The 17,245-nt window shown below is 55.3% G+C and carries 18 protein-coding genes; 10 read left to right on the forward strand and 8 right to left on the reverse strand.

What is annotated here, in order from left to right; all coding sequences use genetic code 11:
* The first annotated feature begins 109 nt into the window (after positions 1 to 109).
* From deoD to HUO07_RS18330, 3 genes are all read left to right on the forward strand, one after another.
* Positions 110 to 835, forward strand: coding sequence for a purine-nucleoside phosphorylase (gene deoD, locus HUO07_RS18320; protein ID WP_113268854.1), 726 nt, complete (start codon positions 110 to 112; stop codon positions 833 to 835).
* A 56-nt stretch (positions 836 to 891) separates the two neighbouring features.
* Complete coding sequence (gene cdd, locus HUO07_RS18325; RefSeq protein WP_422822706.1) at positions 892 to 1,314, forward strand: cytidine deaminase; 423 nt, start codon at positions 892 to 894, stop codon at positions 1,312 to 1,314.
* A 134-nt stretch (positions 1,315 to 1,448) separates the two neighbouring features.
* Complete coding sequence (locus tag HUO07_RS18330) at positions 1,449 to 2,573, forward strand: aminotransferase class V-fold PLP-dependent enzyme (RefSeq protein WP_176304710.1); 1,125 nt, start codon at positions 1,449 to 1,451, stop codon at positions 2,571 to 2,573.
* 64 nt (positions 2,574 to 2,637) lie between these two features.
* Here HUO07_RS18330 and HUO07_RS18335 read toward each other — a convergent pair whose 3' ends face one another.
* Positions 2,638 to 3,327 carry a CBS domain-containing protein gene (locus HUO07_RS18335; RefSeq protein WP_176304711.1) on the reverse strand — a complete coding sequence of 230 codons (690 nt, stop codon included), beginning with the start codon at positions 3,325 to 3,327 and terminating at the stop codon, positions 2,638 to 2,640.
* A gap of 151 nt (positions 3,328 to 3,478) precedes the next feature.
* Positions 3,479 to 4,927: a hypothetical protein gene (locus HUO07_RS18340; RefSeq protein ID WP_101145891.1), complete on the reverse strand. Its 1,449-nt coding sequence runs from the start codon at positions 4,925 to 4,927 to the stop codon at positions 3,479 to 3,481.
* 106 nt (positions 4,928 to 5,033) lie between these two features.
* Between HUO07_RS18340 and HUO07_RS18345 the strand changes: the two genes are divergently transcribed.
* Both HUO07_RS18345 and HUO07_RS18350 read left to right on the forward strand, forming a co-directional pair.
* Complete coding sequence (locus tag HUO07_RS18345) at positions 5,034 to 6,062, forward strand: J domain-containing protein (RefSeq protein WP_101145890.1); 1,029 nt, start codon at positions 5,034 to 5,036, stop codon at positions 6,060 to 6,062.
* Between the two features lie 39 nt (positions 6,063 to 6,101).
* Positions 6,102 to 6,533: a hypothetical protein gene (locus HUO07_RS18350; RefSeq protein ID WP_101145889.1), complete on the forward strand. Its 432-nt coding sequence runs from the start codon at positions 6,102 to 6,104 to the stop codon at positions 6,531 to 6,533.
* On the opposite strand, the gene HUO07_RS18355 is transcribed toward HUO07_RS18350, so the two are convergent.
* Positions 6,450 to 8,954, reverse strand: coding sequence for a mechanosensitive ion channel family protein (locus tag HUO07_RS18355; RefSeq protein ID WP_101145888.1), 2,505 nt, complete (start codon positions 8,952 to 8,954; stop codon positions 6,450 to 6,452). The genes HUO07_RS18350 and HUO07_RS18355 overlap by 84 nt on opposite strands.
* A 144-nt stretch (positions 8,955 to 9,098) precedes the next feature.
* On the opposite strand from HUO07_RS18355, the gene HUO07_RS18360 reads away from it, so the two are divergent.
* A complete protein-coding gene (locus tag HUO07_RS18360) occupies positions 9,099 to 10,109 on the forward strand; it encodes an amidoligase family protein (protein WP_176304712.1) in 1,011 nt (336 codons plus the stop codon).
* A 70-nt stretch (positions 10,110 to 10,179) separates the two neighbouring features.
* The gene (locus HUO07_RS18365) at positions 10,180 to 10,878 is read left to right on the forward strand and encodes a gamma-glutamyl-gamma-aminobutyrate hydrolase family protein (RefSeq protein ID WP_008957692.1); all 699 of its coding nucleotides are present in this window, start codon (positions 10,180 to 10,182) and stop codon (positions 10,876 to 10,878) included.
* Here HUO07_RS18365 and tpx read toward each other — a convergent pair.
* Complete coding sequence (gene tpx, locus HUO07_RS18370) at positions 10,861 to 11,361, reverse strand: thiol peroxidase (protein WP_101145886.1); 501 nt, start codon at positions 11,359 to 11,361, stop codon at positions 10,861 to 10,863. The genes HUO07_RS18365 and tpx overlap by 18 nt on opposite strands.
* Positions 11,362 to 11,497: 136 nt before the next feature.
* Between tpx and HUO07_RS18375 the strand changes: the two genes are divergently transcribed.
* Positions 11,498 to 12,214: a glutamine amidotransferase gene (locus tag HUO07_RS18375; RefSeq protein ID WP_101145885.1), complete on the forward strand. Its 717-nt coding sequence runs from the start codon at positions 11,498 to 11,500 to the stop codon at positions 12,212 to 12,214.
* A 6-nt stretch (positions 12,215 to 12,220) separates the two neighbouring features.
* Here HUO07_RS18375 and nfi read toward each other — a convergent pair whose 3' ends face one another.
* The 3 genes from nfi to HUO07_RS18390 all read right to left on the reverse strand — a co-directional run bounded on the left by nfi (position 12,221) and on the right by HUO07_RS18390 (position 15,043).
* Positions 12,221 to 12,904 carry a deoxyribonuclease V gene (gene nfi / locus HUO07_RS18380; RefSeq protein ID WP_101145884.1) on the reverse strand — a complete coding sequence of 228 codons (684 nt, stop codon included), beginning with the start codon at positions 12,902 to 12,904 and terminating at the stop codon, positions 12,221 to 12,223.
* Positions 12,905 to 13,047: 143 nt separating this feature from the next.
* Positions 13,048 to 14,763, reverse strand: a complete 1,716-nt coding sequence (locus tag HUO07_RS18385; protein ID WP_101145883.1) for a DEAD/DEAH box helicase — start codon at positions 14,761 to 14,763, stop codon at positions 13,048 to 13,050.
* Between the two features lie 91 nt (positions 14,764 to 14,854).
* Positions 14,855 to 15,043, reverse strand: a complete 189-nt coding sequence (locus HUO07_RS18390; protein ID WP_035559269.1) for a hypothetical protein — start codon at positions 15,041 to 15,043, stop codon at positions 14,855 to 14,857.
* A gap of 252 nt (positions 15,044 to 15,295) precedes the next feature.
* Here HUO07_RS18390 and HUO07_RS18395 point away from each other — a divergent pair, with 252 nt between their 5' ends.
* Together HUO07_RS18395 and HUO07_RS18400 are read left to right on the forward strand one after the other, a co-directional pair.
* Positions 15,296 to 15,493 carry a CsbD family protein gene (locus HUO07_RS18395; RefSeq protein ID WP_008957698.1) on the forward strand — a complete coding sequence of 66 codons (198 nt, stop codon included), beginning with the start codon at positions 15,296 to 15,298 and terminating at the stop codon, positions 15,491 to 15,493.
* Between the two features lie 95 nt (positions 15,494 to 15,588).
* Positions 15,589 to 16,071, forward strand: a complete 483-nt coding sequence (locus tag HUO07_RS18400) for a PRC-barrel domain-containing protein (RefSeq protein ID WP_035586732.1) — start codon at positions 15,589 to 15,591, stop codon at positions 16,069 to 16,071.
* A 93-nt stretch (positions 16,072 to 16,164) separates the two neighbouring features.
* Here HUO07_RS18400 and HUO07_RS18405 read toward each other — a convergent pair whose 3' ends face one another.
* Complete coding sequence (locus HUO07_RS18405; RefSeq protein ID WP_176304713.1) at positions 16,165 to 17,157, reverse strand: glutathione S-transferase family protein; 993 nt, start codon at positions 17,155 to 17,157, stop codon at positions 16,165 to 16,167.
* Positions 17,158 to 17,245 lie beyond the last annotated feature (88 nt).

Here is a 17,245-nt window from a genome sequence, read left to right on the forward strand (position 1 = left end):
CCGTAGCGGGGGTCTTTCGCCAGGGATGGCGAAAGTAGCGCCCAGGGAAGGGTTCACAGCGCCCCCGCGAAGGGTTGATTCAGACCGTTAAATTATATGGGAGCATGACATGGCTACACCGCATATTAATGCCGAGATGGGCGATTTCGCCGATACCGTGCTGATGCCCGGCGACCCGCTGCGCGCCAAATACATCGCCGATACCTACCTGGAGAACGTTCGCCAGGTCAACGACGTACGCAATATGTTTGGCTACACCGGCACCTACAAGGGCCGCGAGATTTCCGTCATGGGCCATGGTATGGGCATTCCGTCGGTCTCCATCTACGCCAAAGAGCTGATCACTGACTACGGCGTTAAATCGCTGATTCGCGTGGGCTCCTGCGGCGCGGTGCGCGACGATGTCAACGTTCGCGACGTGGTCATCGGCATGGGCGCCAGCACCGACTCCAAGGTTAATCGCATGCGCTTTAACGACCACGACTTCGCTGCGATTGCGGATTTTGAACTGACCCAGCACGCGGTCGCGGCCGCCAAGGCCAAGAACGTGCCGGTCAAAGTGGGCAACATTTTCTCAGCGGACCTGTTCTACAACCCGCAAACCGAAATGGCTGAAATGCTTAAGCGTTACGGCATTGTCGGCGTCGAGATGGAAGCCGCTGGCCTTTACGGCGTCGCCGCCGAGTTCGGCGCCCGCGCAATGACCATCTGCACCGTGTCGGATCACATCCTGAAAGGCGATTCGCTCTCCAGCGCCGATCGTCAAACCACCTTCGACGACATGATGCTGATTGCACTCGACACCGTGTTGCGCGACGACGCTGCCCGCGCCTAGAACGTTAAAGCGAGAACGTTGAAAAAAGCACGTTGAAGTGGCCAAAAGGAAAAATGATGGAACAGGAATCAGAAGAGCACGTATCAGAAGAGATCGTTCAAACGCTGTTGGGCGCGCGGGCTAACGCCTACGTGCCTTACTCAGCTCACCCGGTGGCGTCAGTCATGGTCACCCCTGATGGTCAGCAGTTTGCGGGCACTAATGTGGAAGTGGCGCACTACAAAGGCCTATGCGCCGAGGCCTCGGCCATTTCCGCCATGATCACTGCCGGGCAACGCCAGTTGGCGACGGTCTACGTGATGGGCCCAGGTGACCACCTCTGCACGCCCTGCGGCGACTGCCGTCAGCGTATCCGCGAATTCGCGACGCCAGAAACCCAAATCAAGGTACTTTCCGGCAGCGGTGAACTGATGAAAACCTACACCATGGAAACGCTGCTGCCCGACGCCTTTGGGCCCGAGCAGTTACCGCCGCGTTAAGCTAGCCCCTTCAGCAATCAAAACCAGCCCCACGCGGGCTGGTTTTGTGCTTTTATTGCTCGTACTCTTAGCAGCCACTGTATATTTTTGATGAAGTGTGCCGATGAGCGCACCGCCCTTATTTGGAGAACGCCATGGCTGGTTTACTTCCTAACGTCGACCCCGACGGCTTGCTGGAATACTCAGTGGTCTACACCGACCGCTCGCTGAACCATATGTCGCAGCAATTTCAAGGTGTGATGCGCGATATATCGGCCACGCTGAAAGAGGTCTACAACGCTCACTCGGCCGTCATCGTTCCCGGCAGCGGAACCTTTGGTATGGAAGCGGTGGCGCGTCAGTTTGCCGTTGATCAGAAAACCCTGGTGATCCGTAACGGCTGGTTCAGCTACCGTTGGACACAGATTATCGAGATGGGCCGTTTAACCGATCAGCACGTGGTGCTTAAGGCTCGGCGACTCAATGCCGATGACCCACGCTCACCTTTTCAGCCGGTGCCCATCGATGAAGCCGTCGCGCAGATTCGTCGCGAAAAACCAGCGGTGGTCTTCGCCCCACAGGTAGAAACCTCGGCAGGACTGTTGCTTCCGGACGCGTATATTCAAGCACTCGCCGAGGCGACCCACGAGGTAGGCGGCCTGTTCGTGTTAGACGCCATTGCCGCTGGCACGCTATGGGTGGATATGCAGGCATTAGGCATTGATGTGGTGGTAAGTGCGCCGCAAAAAGGCTGGAGCGGTTCGCCCTGCTGCGCCATGGTGATGCTCTCCGAGCGGGCTACGCAGCGCTTGAGCGAGACCCAGAGCAACAGCTTTGCCTGCGACCTGGGCAAGTGGCACAGCATCATGCAAGCCTATGAAAACGGCGGGCATGCTTATCATGCCACTATGCCCACGGACGCCTTGCGACAGCTGCGCGATATCATGCAGGAAACCCGCGCCTACGGCTTTGCCAAGGTAAAAGAGGAGCAGCAAGCCATTGGCCGTGAAGTCCGTGCCATGCTCAAGCGCCACGGTTTTGTCAGCGTGGCTGCGGAAGGCTTTGAGGCGCCGGGTGTGGTGGTCTGCTACAGCGAGGATAGCGGCTTGGTAGGCAAACTTGCCCAGGCGGGCGTGCAGGTAGCAGGCGGCGTACCATTGATGTGCGATGAAGGTGATAACTTCCAAACTTTCCGCATTGGCCTGTTTGGTCTAGATAAGTTGCACCACACAGAGCGCAGCGTGGATAGCCTGGAAAAGGCAATCAAGGCAGTCATATAAGCTGAAAAATGCCCGCTATAAAATAGCGGGCACTGATGCAGGCTAGAAACGAATTAGGTAACGCTTAAATATATCCCACGCCGCGCGGCATCATCCCTAGATGGTTTTCGACGCGAGTTACCCCAGCCACATTTTCTGCTGCGACCGTTACCGCCTGCTTCTGCTCAAGCGATTCGACCAGCCCCCAGATTTCCACCACGCCACCATCCACAATCACGCTAATGCTTCCGGTTTGCACGCCGGTGTTGTGTTCCACCTCATCCAGTATGGCCTCGCGGATGTGTCGATCGTCCGAAGGTGACTGGGTCGGCGCTACCGCCGCATTGGCAATACCTTGCAGCAGATTGGCGCGGCTGACGATCCCCACCAACTTACCTTCACGCACGACGGGTACACGTTTGATGTGGTGCTTTTCCAGCATTCGCGCAATGGTATGCAGTGGCGTGTTCTCTTCCACGGTCAGTGGGTCTGGCGTCATCACTTCGTGGGCTTTACGACCATGCATTTTGACATAGTCGCCAGCATCCTTGCCGCCCGTAAATAGCGATAACCACCATGAGTGACCGTGGTCACTGTCATCTTTTACCCGGCGCATCAAATCGCCTTCGCTGACAATACCGATCACCCGGTGATCGCCATCGACGACAGGAACGGCGCTGATACGATGCTTAAGCAGCAATTGCGCGATGTCACGCACTTCCGTATCGGGTCCCACACTCACCACTTTGGGTGTCATGATATCAATAGCTTGCATGGCGCTTCTCCTTGCGTTCAATCTTTAAAGACTGAGCCGCAGCTGCAGGTCACCCTGCCTTCTCTTTGAGCCTAGTTCGCTCCTGGAAATTTGCCTATGCTGGCTGGCTATCTAAAAGAACGCATTGAGACTAATTTGATCTAGCGCAGCTTTATGCTTGCTTGCCTGTTGGTGTGTTCGCCTCTGTGGCGCTACTCTCTTCCACTTTCTCCACATCAACAATGCCTGAGCGACTTACCACGACTTTCCAGCGGGCAAGGTAGGGCGTATCTTCACTGCCCGTTTCACGAATCACCAGATTAAACAGGTGGCGGCGTTCGACGCTTTCACGCACTGCCTGGCCATCTTTAAGCCGATAGATGTGGTGCTTCCCTTTACTCATTAGCCGCGTGAGCATGGAAATATCCAAATTCAGTGTTTCGCGCGTATGCTCGTAGCCGCTTAAAAAGCGCGTGGGTGACATACGTGAACTTGAGCGGTAGTGCAGCACTACCTCTTCCCGCTGGGCCACCTTGCGACGGCGCAATTGTTGGATGTCATCACTCAGCGAAGCGAAGCGCTTGTAGTCAAACCACTCCAGCTGGCGACCCACCACGGCATTTCGCGTGGGGTCTAGATACTGGCGGCGCCACTTAGGGCGGCCTTTGCGCAGCAAGCGCCAAAGGGTATTGCGCAAATCATCCTTAAAAACTTCACGCATGGCGTAGAGCAGCGCCATGGCTAACACGAATAGCGCAGAAAGATCCCCTAACGCGCTACGTAACTGCAGCACACCTAACGTCACAAACCCCATTACCACCGCCGTGGCCAGGGCTTTGACCGCTTTCTGCTCGCCGCCGCCAAGCTCCAATGCCTCTTGTTTCAGCGTAATCGGATGTTCAATCAAACGCCGCAGTAAGCGCATTTTGTTCGACATGCGCGTCGGGTCCGCCATTACTCGTTCGGCGTTGTATTGCTGTTCGCGGCGATGTTCGCCCTCCCGGTGGCACACGCTGATAAAGCGTCGACGAATCTCAGTAAACTCACCACCACGGGGCATATGCGCCACTAACGCCAGTAGCTGCTGTTCGGTAAACCAGGAGAGGTAATTATCAATATTGGCGAAGTATTTTTTGAAGCTTTCGTCATCCGGCTGATTGCGCCGCAGGCGCTTGAGGATTCCGTCACTCAAGTCAATCATTTCATGCAGTTGGTCACGTAAGGCAACCGCACTTTCTTGCTCCTCGCTGGTCTCTTCCCGCTGTTGCTGGCGGGTATGACGTAACTTTTTGGCGCTTACTAACATCGCTTGCGTGGTGCGCTCCATCGCTTCCACGTATTGGTAGGCGTAGAGGCTCAAACTCAGCCGGTACGAGTCACTCCCCAGGCGATTACGACTGGCCAACCGGCTGTGTACCAGCGGCAGCAGGTATTCGTCACTGTAGTAAGTGCGCGATACATGAATGGCGGCATGATAAAAAGCCTCCTCTGAGATAAGCTGAGTACTTAACCCCAGCTCGCCAGGCACAAAAAGATAGACGTCGAGGTTATGCGACGTCTCTTCCTTGAGCCGACGAGTAAGACGCAGCTGAAAGCTGTTTTTACGCTCAACGTTGATCAACCCACCAATCTCCTACTCCTTTGCCTAACGTGATGATATACCATGGCTAAAATAATCATGGCGCTGCACAAGATCACTGCCGCCTCTTCATCTGTGGAGCTAGGAAATGTCCATTGCCCGTTTTTCACCCTTTGAGCTGCTGTTATTAAAGAGCCGCAGCCAAGTGGATACGGCAACCCTGCTGTTGTTGGCTTGGGTGCTGGTGCACCGCCAACACGTTTCTGAAGGCCAGCGCCGTCGTCGCCTGGCCCAGGTAACCGCACAGTTTCGCCACGGGCATGAGCTGGGCCCGGTCATGAGTATTGCGCATAGCCAAGACTTGCAAGCGATCCAGTTAGCCGCCGAGGTTGTGCGCAAAGAGTGCGGTAAAGAGCGCAGCCTAAGCGTTATTCACCAAGCGATTACGGTTGCCACCGATGATGGCGAGCTGTCGCTTGCCAACCACTATATTTTACGCTTTTTTGCGGACTTACTAAGCGTTGCCCCCACCACCTTAAACACCCTATTTAAGGAACTGACGGGCACACCGCTGGCCAGCCCTGAAGACCCTAGTCGTGATACTTATTGGCAAACCCACGATCCAGATTACCATGCCCGCAAAGCACGCGATGCCGCAGCGGCCGAGCAGCAGCAACAACAGGCCAATGCACGAGCAGAACAGCAGCAGAGAGAGAAAGAACAACGCCATCATCAGAAGCAGCAAAAACAGCAAGAAAAGCAACAAGAGAAGCAGCGGCGCCAAGAGGAAGCCCGCCAGGCGCGGGAACAAGCACAGCAGCGCCAGCAGGAACAGGAGCGCCAACGCCAGCGCGAGCAAGCCGAGCGGGAGCAGCAACGCTCACGACAGCAAGACTCGCAACAGCAACGCAGTTCTTACCAGGAGGAGCGACGCAATAACCACTCACGCCAGCAGCGCGCTTCACCACCGCCTCCCGATCGCACCACACGGGCGCTTTCCATTCTGGGACTTAACCCCGGCGCTACCCGCATAGAGGTTCGGCACGCTTATCGGCGTATGGCACAATTACACCACCCAGACCGCTACTATTCAGAAAGCGAACAACAGGTAGCATTGGCCTCGGCACGCTTTCAACGTATCAAAAACGCCTATGATTATTTGATGCAAACTTACTGAGACCATGCAACGCCAGCCTAAGAGAAACCATAGCCACCTATGCGCGATTTGTACCAGCGCCTCGCGATCCCCCCCGAGGCTAATGAGCAAGCGATCCAACACGCTGTGACGAGTTGCCAGCATAGCGCGCTACGCCAAGATGCCGAGGCGGTATTTAGCGTTGCTGAGCGCCGCGAAGCCTACGATACGCTGCACGACACTGTAAGCGATATTGGCAAGTTACGCGCACGCCTGGGACTCAGCCACGGCGCCCACTGGCAAGGCGATGTAGCTAATGACTTTTCGCTGCCTCCCGATCATGCGATCTCGCGTCACGACGAACTGGTTGACCGCGTTAGCCACGCGGTCTCTTTGTATAACCGTTGGCGCCGCTTACGCGGGCCGTGGTTACTCATCGCCGTGTTCGCCGCCGGTGCTGGCATAGGTGCCGGCCTGGGGCTTGCCTTGTGCTGGGGGCTTTTGCCGGTGTGAGGCGGCGCGATTAGGCGTCTCATCGTGCTTGCGCGCCTGCTCATCGCGCCGTATTTCTGCCTTGGTCGGGCGGGGTGCCGGCTTCGGTGGTGCGGGTTTCTTATGATCGTCTGTGTCTGTTTCGCTTTCTTGCTCAGTATCTGACTCACCCTGGTCACTTTCTGGTGCTTCATTGTCCAGCGAAAACGACGTGCCCGCGGTCGCCTCCATGCGGTCTTCTGAGCGCGATTCCATACTGATGCTGAGACGCGGCACGCCCAGGTCGATCTCTTGAGCTTCCATGCGCTGTTTGAGCAGCAGATTAAAGGCCCGCGAAACATCCCACTGCATTTCTGGCGCGGTGCGAAAACGCATACGCAGGATCGGGCAGCCATCTTCAAACCCCTGAACCCCCTGCATTTCCAGCGGTGACCAGATGTAGTGACGCATCATCGGGTCGCGGCGCAGCTCCTGAGCGGTTTCCTGCATCAGCGTAATGGCATCGTCGATTTTCATATCAAACGGAATACGAATTCGCATCAGCGCAATGCCGAACTGCCGAGACATATTATGAATCGACTCAATGCGGCTAAAGGTGATGATATGCACGATCCCGTCCAAGTCACGAAGGCGAACCGTGCGCAGCGTCAGCCCCTCGACCGTGCCCATGTGGTTATTGATCTGCACAAAGTCATCTACCGCCAGGGAATCTTCGATCAAAATAAAGATGCCGGTGATTAGATCCTGCACTAATGTTTGGGCACCAAAACCAATCGCCAGACCAATCACACCAGCACCGGCTAACAGCGGTGTCACGTTGACACCCAGGTTCGCCAACCCGGCGATGACGGCAATAATCAAGATAGTCACGAAGATGACGTTGCGAATCATCGGCGTGATGGTTTGCGCCCGGGCCTGATTGACCCGCCGTCCGCGTGAGCGCGCCGACGAGGTAAGCGCCCGCTGAATGGCGGTGTCGGCAAAAATCCACACCAGCCACGCCAACAGCACCGTGGCGCCAAGACTGACCAGCGCTTGCCCAATGCGGGCGCTAGCGACTGCTTGCTGGCCCAAGCCAAAGAATGAACTGCCCCACACTTGCATTGAGAGTTCAGCAAACACCATCCATGCAAAGATATGGGCGAGAACAAAGCCGAAACGCTCTAAGCGTTTGCGGTATTGGCTCTGACGATGACGGTGACGGCGCTTGCCCATCCGCTCCGCTTGGCGGCGCAGCAGCCCGGTCACTACCAGCGTAAGCACCAGCAGGCTGGCAGAGATAATTGAGCGCGCCAGCGCAGTGCCGACATCGCCAACGGTAATAAAAATCGCCAGCAGCGAACCACTCACCAGGAGTAGCGCGGGAATGTGCCATAGCCCGCCCAGCGAGCGGATCATCTCAACCGCAGTGCTGGCGTCACGGCGTTGTTTGAACGGTCGGTTGCAAATCAAATGACGCACTGGGCGTTTGAATTTAAGAATAAACCGCGCTGAAAGCAGCGCCGCCAGCATATTGGAAAGCACCGAGACCAGGCTCGATAGTTCGCTGCCCAACAGTTCGACCAAGCGGGTGGAATTAGCCGCATCGCCAAGCGCAATCAACGCACCAATCACAAACATACCGCGCAGGGCATGCTGCTGAAGCAGTTGAACCGCCGTAAACCGATGGCCGCGGCTAAAGAAGGCGATGACCGTTTCAAACACCACCGACAGCGCCCGCCCGCATAGGCAGATATAGGCCACCACGAGCACCAGCGTCCGCCCAGGACTATCAGGTAATACTTGGCCAATCCCGAGCGTAATCGCAAACGCCAACGCCCAGGGCAGCATACGGCGCAAGAAGTGCACCGCCATTAGCCAGGCTTTGGGGTCCCGCGGCAGATCCAGTGGCCACTCTCGGCGGGTAGCGACCATGCGCCCAAAAGCAATCATTACCACCAGCAGCCCGATCCAAACCAGAGCCAGGACAGCTCCTTCAGCAACCGCACGAATGGCTTCGCCTTGGTCGGCACCATCGTTCAGGGCGCGTAAATCGTCCGCCCCCTGAACCAGCTGACGTGCCCACTGGTCAACCGGCGAGTCGCCTGCCTGCGCCTGGTCGCCAAGGTCGCTTAGCGTATCGGCCAGGGCCCCCAGCAGCCCTTGGCGCACCACGCCCTCATCATCGGTGGCAGCATCTGCGGTTACCTGCAGCTCGCGCAGCGACGTGAGCAGCTCAGTGCGCTGCTCCTCGTTTTCAAGCATGGTGATGACGTCAGTTAACGAGGCCTGGAACTCTTCGCCACTGACCTCAACTTCCTGCTCCTCAGAGCCACCGCCCAAACCGGGTATTGACACCACTTGCGCCTGGGCCTGCGTGATTGCCATGCTCGTCAGTAGTAGGCTTGCCAATACAAACAAGACAACGCCTATTACCGCGCTAATTAACCAGTGCTGTCGCACGCCTTACTCCTGAATATTAATCTGAATGGCGTCCTGCTTACCGTTTTACCGCCGCTTTAGTTTATAGCCCTTAGGAATGCACTCAGCCTCAACGCGTGACTATGATAGGCTGGATGCTTAAACGTTCACCTCAAGGATGCCGAGATGACGCTACAAGCTCCACCTAACCGCTTAAACAGTCATGGGAATATCCGGCAGGTTGGCGTCGAAATTGAATTTGCTGGCCTGCCACCCCGAGACACGGCGATGATCGTACGTGAACTGTTTGGCGGGGAGCTTAACGTGGTAAGCCCTCATCGGCTACTAGTAGAGGATACCCGCTGGGGCGAATTTGGCATTGAACTCGACACTCAGTACGCTCACCCTGACAAAGCCCTACTGGAAGACCCTCACGCTCAAGACAGCGAGTGGGCGCGCCACCAGCACCAACGACGAATCCAGTTCCATCAAAAAACCCGCGAACTGATTGGTGATATGGTCACTGGCCTAGTGCCTACCGAAATTGTTTGCCCACCGGTACCCTGGAATGAACTTGAAGATTTAGACGCACTGTTTGAAGCACTACGAGAGCATGGCGCCAAGGGCACCGATGCTAGCTTGATGTATGGGTTCGGGTTGCATCTAAACCCTGAAGTAGAGCGCTTTGATGCCGACTATTTGCTTGCCATGCTGCGCGCGTATTTATTACTTGCCGGATGGCTGCGCGATGAAATTAAAGTCGATATTACCCGTGAGGTGCTGCCTCATGCCAACCCCTTTCACAAAGCATACGCGCTAAAGGTCCTGGATAGCCGCTACTCACCTGATCTGGATACCTTGATTGACGACTACCTGCATCATAATCCAACGCGCAACCGTGAGCTGGATATGTTGCCGCTATTTGCTTATCTGCGCCCTGACCATGGCCATGAGTTGCTGCATGCTCAGCTCACGAAACCACGCCCCACTTTTCACTACCGCTTACCCAACGCCCAACTTTCCCAACCGGGTTGGGGCTCGGCAATGGAGTGGAACCGCTGGGTGGAAGTTGAGAAACTTGCCGCTAACTCGGAGGCGCTGCTCGCTCGCTGCGCTGAGTATATTACCGAACATAACCGACCGATGCTGACCCGCGTAAAAGAGAAACTGGGCCGCTGGCTGCGTCGTGAGCACTAATTTTTTAATGTTTCATTTTCAGCTTCACATTTTTCAACTTTATTTCTTGCCACAGTGAGTAACCACCTGCATGTCTCGGCCGCTTATCGGAATTACCACCTCTGACCGCAAAAGCCACTTAGCATGGTGGTTTGATTGGTTCGCCGTCTGGCGCCATGGCGGCAAACCGCTGCGGTTATCGCCTTCACGCCCCCAGCCTGACCATTTAGATGGATTAATCATTGGTGGCGGGGATGATATTCAGGCCCACCTTTACGGTGGCGAAGTGCAGCTGGATGTACGCCTTGACCCGGCACGGGATGAATTGGAGCTTGCGCTGCTTGAACGGTTTATTCCGCTGCATACGCCCGTGCTGGGCATTTGCCGGGGGGCGCAATTAATCAACGTCCACCTCGGTGGTACCTTAGACCCGGATATTTACACCACGCATGAAGGGCTAAAACGACGCCGTACGGTACTGCCGCGCAAAACCGTCGATATTGTCGGCGCGAGTAAGCTACACCGATTGCTCGGCGTGACGTGGTGCCGGGTTAACAGCCTGCATCACCAAGCTGTTTATGGCGCAGGCAAAGGGATAGAGATTGTCGCCCGCGACCGGGACGGCTTGGTACAGGGCATCGAGTCACGTGAGCATGAGTTTTTGATTGGCGTGCAGTGGCACCCTGAATGGCTAATTTTCAACCGCCCCCAGCAGCGCTTGATTCGCGCGCTGGTGACGGCTTCACGACGTCATGCTAGAAAACGCCTGCTGTCAGCTCAAGACGGCTAACGCTGCGTCGTAATCTGGTTCGTTTTTCAGCTCGCTTACCAACTCACTGTGTAGCACGCGATTATCGGCATCCAGCACTACTACCGCACGAGCACACAGCCCCTCCATCGAGTTATTACACAACGCGACGCCCCAGTCTTCACGAAACTCTGGGTGGCGGAACGTAGACAGCGTTTCAACGTTATCCAGCCCTTCTGCACCGCAGAAGCGCTTGGCAGCGAAGGGTAAATCAGCCGAAACTACCAATACCACGGTGTCAGCAAGGTTTGAGGCCAGTTCGTTAAAGCGACGCGTCGACATCGCGCAGGTAGGCGTATCCACACTGGGAATAATATTAAGCACCTTACGCTTGCCCGCATAGGTCGCAAGCGTAACGTCTTGCAGCTCAGTGTTGGTCAGCGTCATTTTAGGTGCTGCCTGATCTTTAGCAGGCAGTGTGCCAGCCACATCCAGCGGCTCGCCCGCACGGGTAATTTGTTGCATTATCGTTTCCTTATGTCGTTAATAACGAATGAATTCTTACCATCCAAGAGGCCATGGTAGGCTATCATCATGCCTTTGTGCTCTTCCTGAAAGACCTTTGTTTAACATTTGCGTTTCATCGTACCGAGGGAGTGATATGGCCTGTGTATTAATCGTTAAAACCGGCGATGCTTATCCAGAAGTCGTCGACCAGCACGGCGACTTTGAAACGCTATTTGAAAAGCAGCTTAGTACTGCCCTACCTGCGCATTTAGAGGTACAGGTGTGGGACGCGCGACGCAACCCTACTCCACCCGCTCTAGACACCTTGGCAGGCATACTGATCACTGGCTCGCATAGCATGGTTAGCGATGCAGAGCCCTGGAGCGAAGCACTTAAACCATGGCTGCAAGACGCGTTGGCAAACGATACGCCCATGCTGGGCGTTTGCTATGGCCATCAACTCATGGCCGCCGCTTTTGGCGGTGTCAGCGATTACCACCCAGCGGGCCGCGAGTCGGGCACTCATACAGTGCGGCTGACGCTGGCCGGCCAACAAGACCCACTATTTAGCCAATTACCGGAAAGTTTTGCGGCGCACCTTTCCCATGCGCAGTCGGTCATGCAGGCGCCCCACGGCTGCACCGTGCTGGCCCACAACAGCCACGACGCCCATCAAGCACTGCGCTATGGCCCGCGCCAATGGAGCGTACAGTTCCACCCCGAATTCAACGTACCTGTCATGCGCGCCTATATAGAGCGCCAACGCGCTGCGTTACGCGACCAGGGTAAGAACCCTGCAAGCCTGTCAGCGGAGGTGACTGATGCATCAGACGCAGCCAGTCTGCTCACGCGCTTCCTCGCGTTTGTATAGCCCCGACTAACGCTGATCTCGCCGCGACGCTAATCGATCGGCAAGCCGTGTAGGTTCAGGCAGTTTGGTACGCCCTAAACAGCGCATCACCCAATTAAGCGACGTTTCCAGGGTGATGCGATGCCCTGGTGACACATACACCGGCTTTACCTTGGCACGAGAGCGCAGCACGGCCCCAATAGTTTCTTGCCCCGCGTAAAGCGGCACCCAGTCGCCGCGCTGCTCGCCCACTTCAGCGTGTTTGCCATATAGGCGTGATTTGGCAATCCCAATAGTGGGCAAATCAAGCCACAGCCCTAAATGCGCCGCCACACCTAAGCGCCGTGGGTGGGCAATTCCCTGCCCGTCGACCATGACCAGTTCAGGTGACACGCTGAGCTTTTCAAACGCCCCCAGCGCCGCTGGAATTTCACGAAACGAGAGCAGGCCAGGAATATACGGCATGCGGGTGGGCTCACGATGAACCATTTGTTCCACCACGTTTAAGCTGGGTGCGGTAGCAGGGTCCCACTCCAGCAACACTACGGCTGCCCGGGTTGTTTCGCCGCCATCTTCAAAACCGATATCCACTCCCGCAATATGCTTCACAGGGGCCAAGCGGTCGGATAATTCCAACCCCTTCGCCAACTGTGTCTGTAATGCCCTCGCTTCCCTAGGTGCTAAATTCCATTCGTGTAGCGGTGCGGACATGTCATCCTCCCTGACAATAATCAATCCAATGAATGAAGAGTAAGGTAGCAAAAAAACGCCCCCGCACCAGTAAAGGAGCGAGGGCGTTTGAGATTTTCTCAGTTGCCGCTTGGCGGCAGCTGATTAATCCTTACGGCGAAGACTTAGGCGCGTTCGCGACGACGAACCGGCGCATCGCCTTCGTCACGACGGCGGCGCGGAGCGCGCTCAGCCGGGGCGCTGTCTTCGCTGATTTCCAACGGACGACCGGCCACACGGGCACGTGCCATCTTGGTCAGAATCGTCGAGGGCAAGCCGCTCGGCAGTTCGACGACAGAGAACGCGTTGCGGATATCGATACGACCGATACGCGCGCCTTCAATGCCGCCTTCGTTGGCAAGAGCACCGACTAACTGACCCGGCTTCACGCCATCTTTATGACCTACGGAGACGCGGTAGCGCGTCATACCTTCGGTCGGGCCGCTAGTGCGTTCACGACGGGCACCCGGCTTACCAGCAGGAGCGCCATCACGCGAGGGCTTCTCTTTACGTGGTGCCTGTAGGCGACCAATCGGCGGCTCATCAGCACGCGCCATCGCGGCAAACGCACACGTTAGCTCGATCGGGTCGTGGCCTTCTTCGATCAGACGCTCAATCAGAGCACGCTGCTCTTCGGCGCCTTTCGTCAAGGAGGCAATCACGCGCTCATGGAAGACTTCATCGCGATGAGCGCGAATAGCGGCTTCGTCAGGCAGCGGCATTTCGGTCATTTTCTGGCCGGTTGCCTGCTCCATCCAGCCTACTTTGCGGCCTTCACGGAAACCAGCAAAGGTAATCGCAATACCGCTACGACCCGCACGGCCCGTACGACCAATACGGTGCGTGTAGGCTTCTGCATCTTGCGGCAGATCGTAGTTAATAACGTGCGTAATACGCGACACGTCAAGACCACGGGCGGCTACGTCGGTGGCAATAAGTACATCGACTTTGCCACGCTTCAAGCGCGTAATAGTACGCTCACGTAGGCTCTGGTCCAGATCACCGGACAGGCCAGCGGCGTTAACGCCACGGGCAGTCAACTGCTCAACTAGCGTGGTACAAGCGGCACGGGTACGCACAAAGACGATAGCGCCATCGACCGGTTCGACTTCGAGAATACGCGACAGAGCTTCAAGCTTAGCGCCACCGTCAACGCGTACAATGCGCTGTTCGATGTTTTCGCCAGTCGTGGTTCCCGACTCAATCGCTACTTTCACAGGGTTAACCAAATAACGGTTAACAATGCGCTCGATTTCAGTCGGCAGTGTTGCCGAGAAGAACACACGCTGAGCATCTTTCGGGGTATCGGCAACCACGCGTTTTACGTCGTCGATAAAGCCCATGCGCAGCATTTCATCAGCTTCGTCCAGCACTAAAGCGGACAGGCCATCTAGCTTCAGGCTACCGCGGTCCAGGTGGTCGATAATACGGCCGGGGGTACCCACAACCACTTGTGCGCCACGCTTAAGGGCGCCTAGCTGTTCACGGTATTCTTGACCGCCACAAAGGGTCGCTACTTCGAGACCTTTGAGGTTTTGGCCATACTTACTAAACGAGGCAGCTACTTGCTGAGCTAGTTCGCGAGTCGGTGCCATTACTAGCACTTGCGGTTCGCGGCGAGTCAGCTCTAAACGTGACAGTAACGGTAATGCAAACGCTGCAGTTTTGCCGGTGCCGGTTTGTGCTTGGCCCAGCATATCGCGGCCTTCAAGCAGCGCAGGGATGGTTTGCGCTTGAATCGGCGAAGGAGTTACGTAGCCCTGAGATTCAACAGCAGACAGAACGGCAGGCAAAAGAGCAAGATCGCCGAAGCTCGGCGAAGCGACAGAAGTCGAGGTCATTAATCACACCTTGGTAGGCCGGTAAGTACCGGCAAAAAACATCATAAGCGTCCCTGACTCTGTTATCGCAAAAACGCCAATCAAATGGTCGTTATCGAAAACAGGCACCGCCGTAGCGGTCATAGCCATCAATGGAGTCGGAGACGCCGGTCGCACCTAGCATCCGGTTGGCAAACACCGCATTCGCGGGCCAGCCGTTGTGGCGACCTTCTGCGCCGATTTCACCCGTGTGGTGAAATACTGGAGGCGCGCCATCTACACAGCAATGAACATCTAGCAATTGGCAAGATGTTCCCGCAAGCGATACTGCTAATAACTATTAATGAAGACTCATCAATAACTATGCAAGTAAACGCTCACCGTCGTGATGGAGGGGTCAGCACATGCGAGGAGCGCGCATCCTAACATCGCATTTTGCTTCTGACCAGCACTTTTAACTTACACCACACTGAATCAGGGACTTGCGCTCATACAAATATGGTCTAACCTAGAAAGGACCTAATCAAGTTCACTACTCTCAAGGAGCGATGCAATGAACTGGGATCAGATTGAAGGCAAATGGACAGAAATGAAAGGCAAGGCTCGGTCTAGCTGGGGTGAGTTTACCGATGATGAACTGGATCAGATCGGCGGTAAGAAAGATCAGCTAGTTGGCAAGCTTCAGCAAAAATATGGCCTTGAGCGTGAAGAAGCAGAGCGTCAGGCAGACGACTGGGCTGATAAGCAGTAAACCTGTATTTACAGTACCTATATTTCTATATTTACAGAAAAGTTTTCAGTAAACATTTTTATTGATCATTTATCGTAGCCACATGGAGAGATGCTATGCGTAAGACAATCCTCACAACAGCGATTGGCACGGCCCTACTAGGAAGTTTTGCTATGAGTGCTCACGCGCAAAATGAGCCTCAAGGCATGTATTCTGCCGATGACATTCTCGATGCAGAAGTCTATTTCGCCGGCGGTTCCGGTGAGGAAATCGGTGACGTTGACGACATCTTGTTCGATGAAGAGATGCGCATCAGTGCCATTGTTATCGAAAGTGGTTCCGTACTTGGACTAGGCGGTCGTGAAATCGTGGTAGATACCGATTACTTCACGCTGGAAACCGATACAGAAGAAGACGGTGATACCGAGCATCGCATCATGGTCGAAGCTAGCCAGGAAGAAGTCGAAGCCTTCCCCGCATATGATAACGATTGGTGGGAGCAGACTAAAGCCAACGCCCGTGATGCTTGGCAGACAACCCAAGAAGGTGCTGAAAGCGCTTGGCAGCGCACGCGAGAAGCAGTAGATGCTGACGAATAATGGCTAAACGCTATCGTTAGATTGACTGAATAGCGAAGTTTAAAGGGCCGCCTAATTAGGCGGCCCTTTTTGATGCGAATTGTTTGTGGTGGACTATTTACGTCGTACGCCCTGCCCCGGCAAACGCTCCCGGTCATGAGCACGCTCAAAATCAAGCAGCGGGCCCGCTGGCACAATCCGCGTCGGGTTAATCGTGTCGTGGCTATAATAGTAGTGGCGTTTGATGTGATCCATATTGACGGTCTCCGCCACACCAGGCCACTGATAGATCTCTCTCACGTAATTGGAAAGATTGGGATAGTCTTCAATACGCTTAAAATTGCATTTGAAATGGCCGTAATAAACCGCATCGAAACGTACCAACGTGGTAAACAGACGAATATCGGCTTCGGTCAACCATTCACCTGCCAAGTATCGCTGCTCTGCTAAACGCGCCTCCATACGTTCCAAAGCGTCAAAAAGCGCTTTCACGTGTTTTTCGTATACCGCCTGCTCGGTAGCAAAGCCCGATTTATAAACCCCATTATTAATGTGGTCATAAACATCAGCGTTAACGTCATCGATCACGCTGCGTAGGTCTTCCGGGTAAAAATCCAAGTCGTTGCCGGTCAGTTCATCAAACGCACCATTAAACATACGCAGCAGATCGGCAGACTCATTATTCACAATGGCACTGCGCTGCTTGTCCCATAGCACGGGCACCGTGACGCGGCCGGTATAGTGCGGATCGGTTTTGGTGTAAAGCTGATGATGGAAGTCCACATCGTTAATCGGGTCACCACTAGCGCCTTCATCCTGGCGGTAGGTCCAGCCTTGGTCGAGCATTAGTGGGCTGACATGGGAGGTGCCTATCAGCGGCTCTAGCCCTTTCAGTTTGCGCATGATCAGTGTTCGATGCGCCCAAGGGCACGCAAGCGATACATATAAATGGTAGCGATCTTTTTCTGCAGGATAGCGGTCGCCATCTGTTTCGGGCTCGGCGCCCACCCAGTCGCGTAGTTGAGCGGATTCACGCACAAACTCGCCACCGTGTTTTTTGGTGTCATACCACTGGTCTTGCCATTTACCATTAACGAGCAGTCCCATTGGGCGTCTCCTGAAAAGTCATTCGGGTGCTTGGCTTAATGCCTTACGCTGTTTTCAGCATACCCCCGCCTCAAGGATGCTCAAGCGG

Source organism: Vreelandella maris, from assembly GCF_013371085.1.
Lineage (GTDB): Bacteria > Pseudomonadota > Gammaproteobacteria > Pseudomonadales > Halomonadaceae > Vreelandella > Vreelandella maris.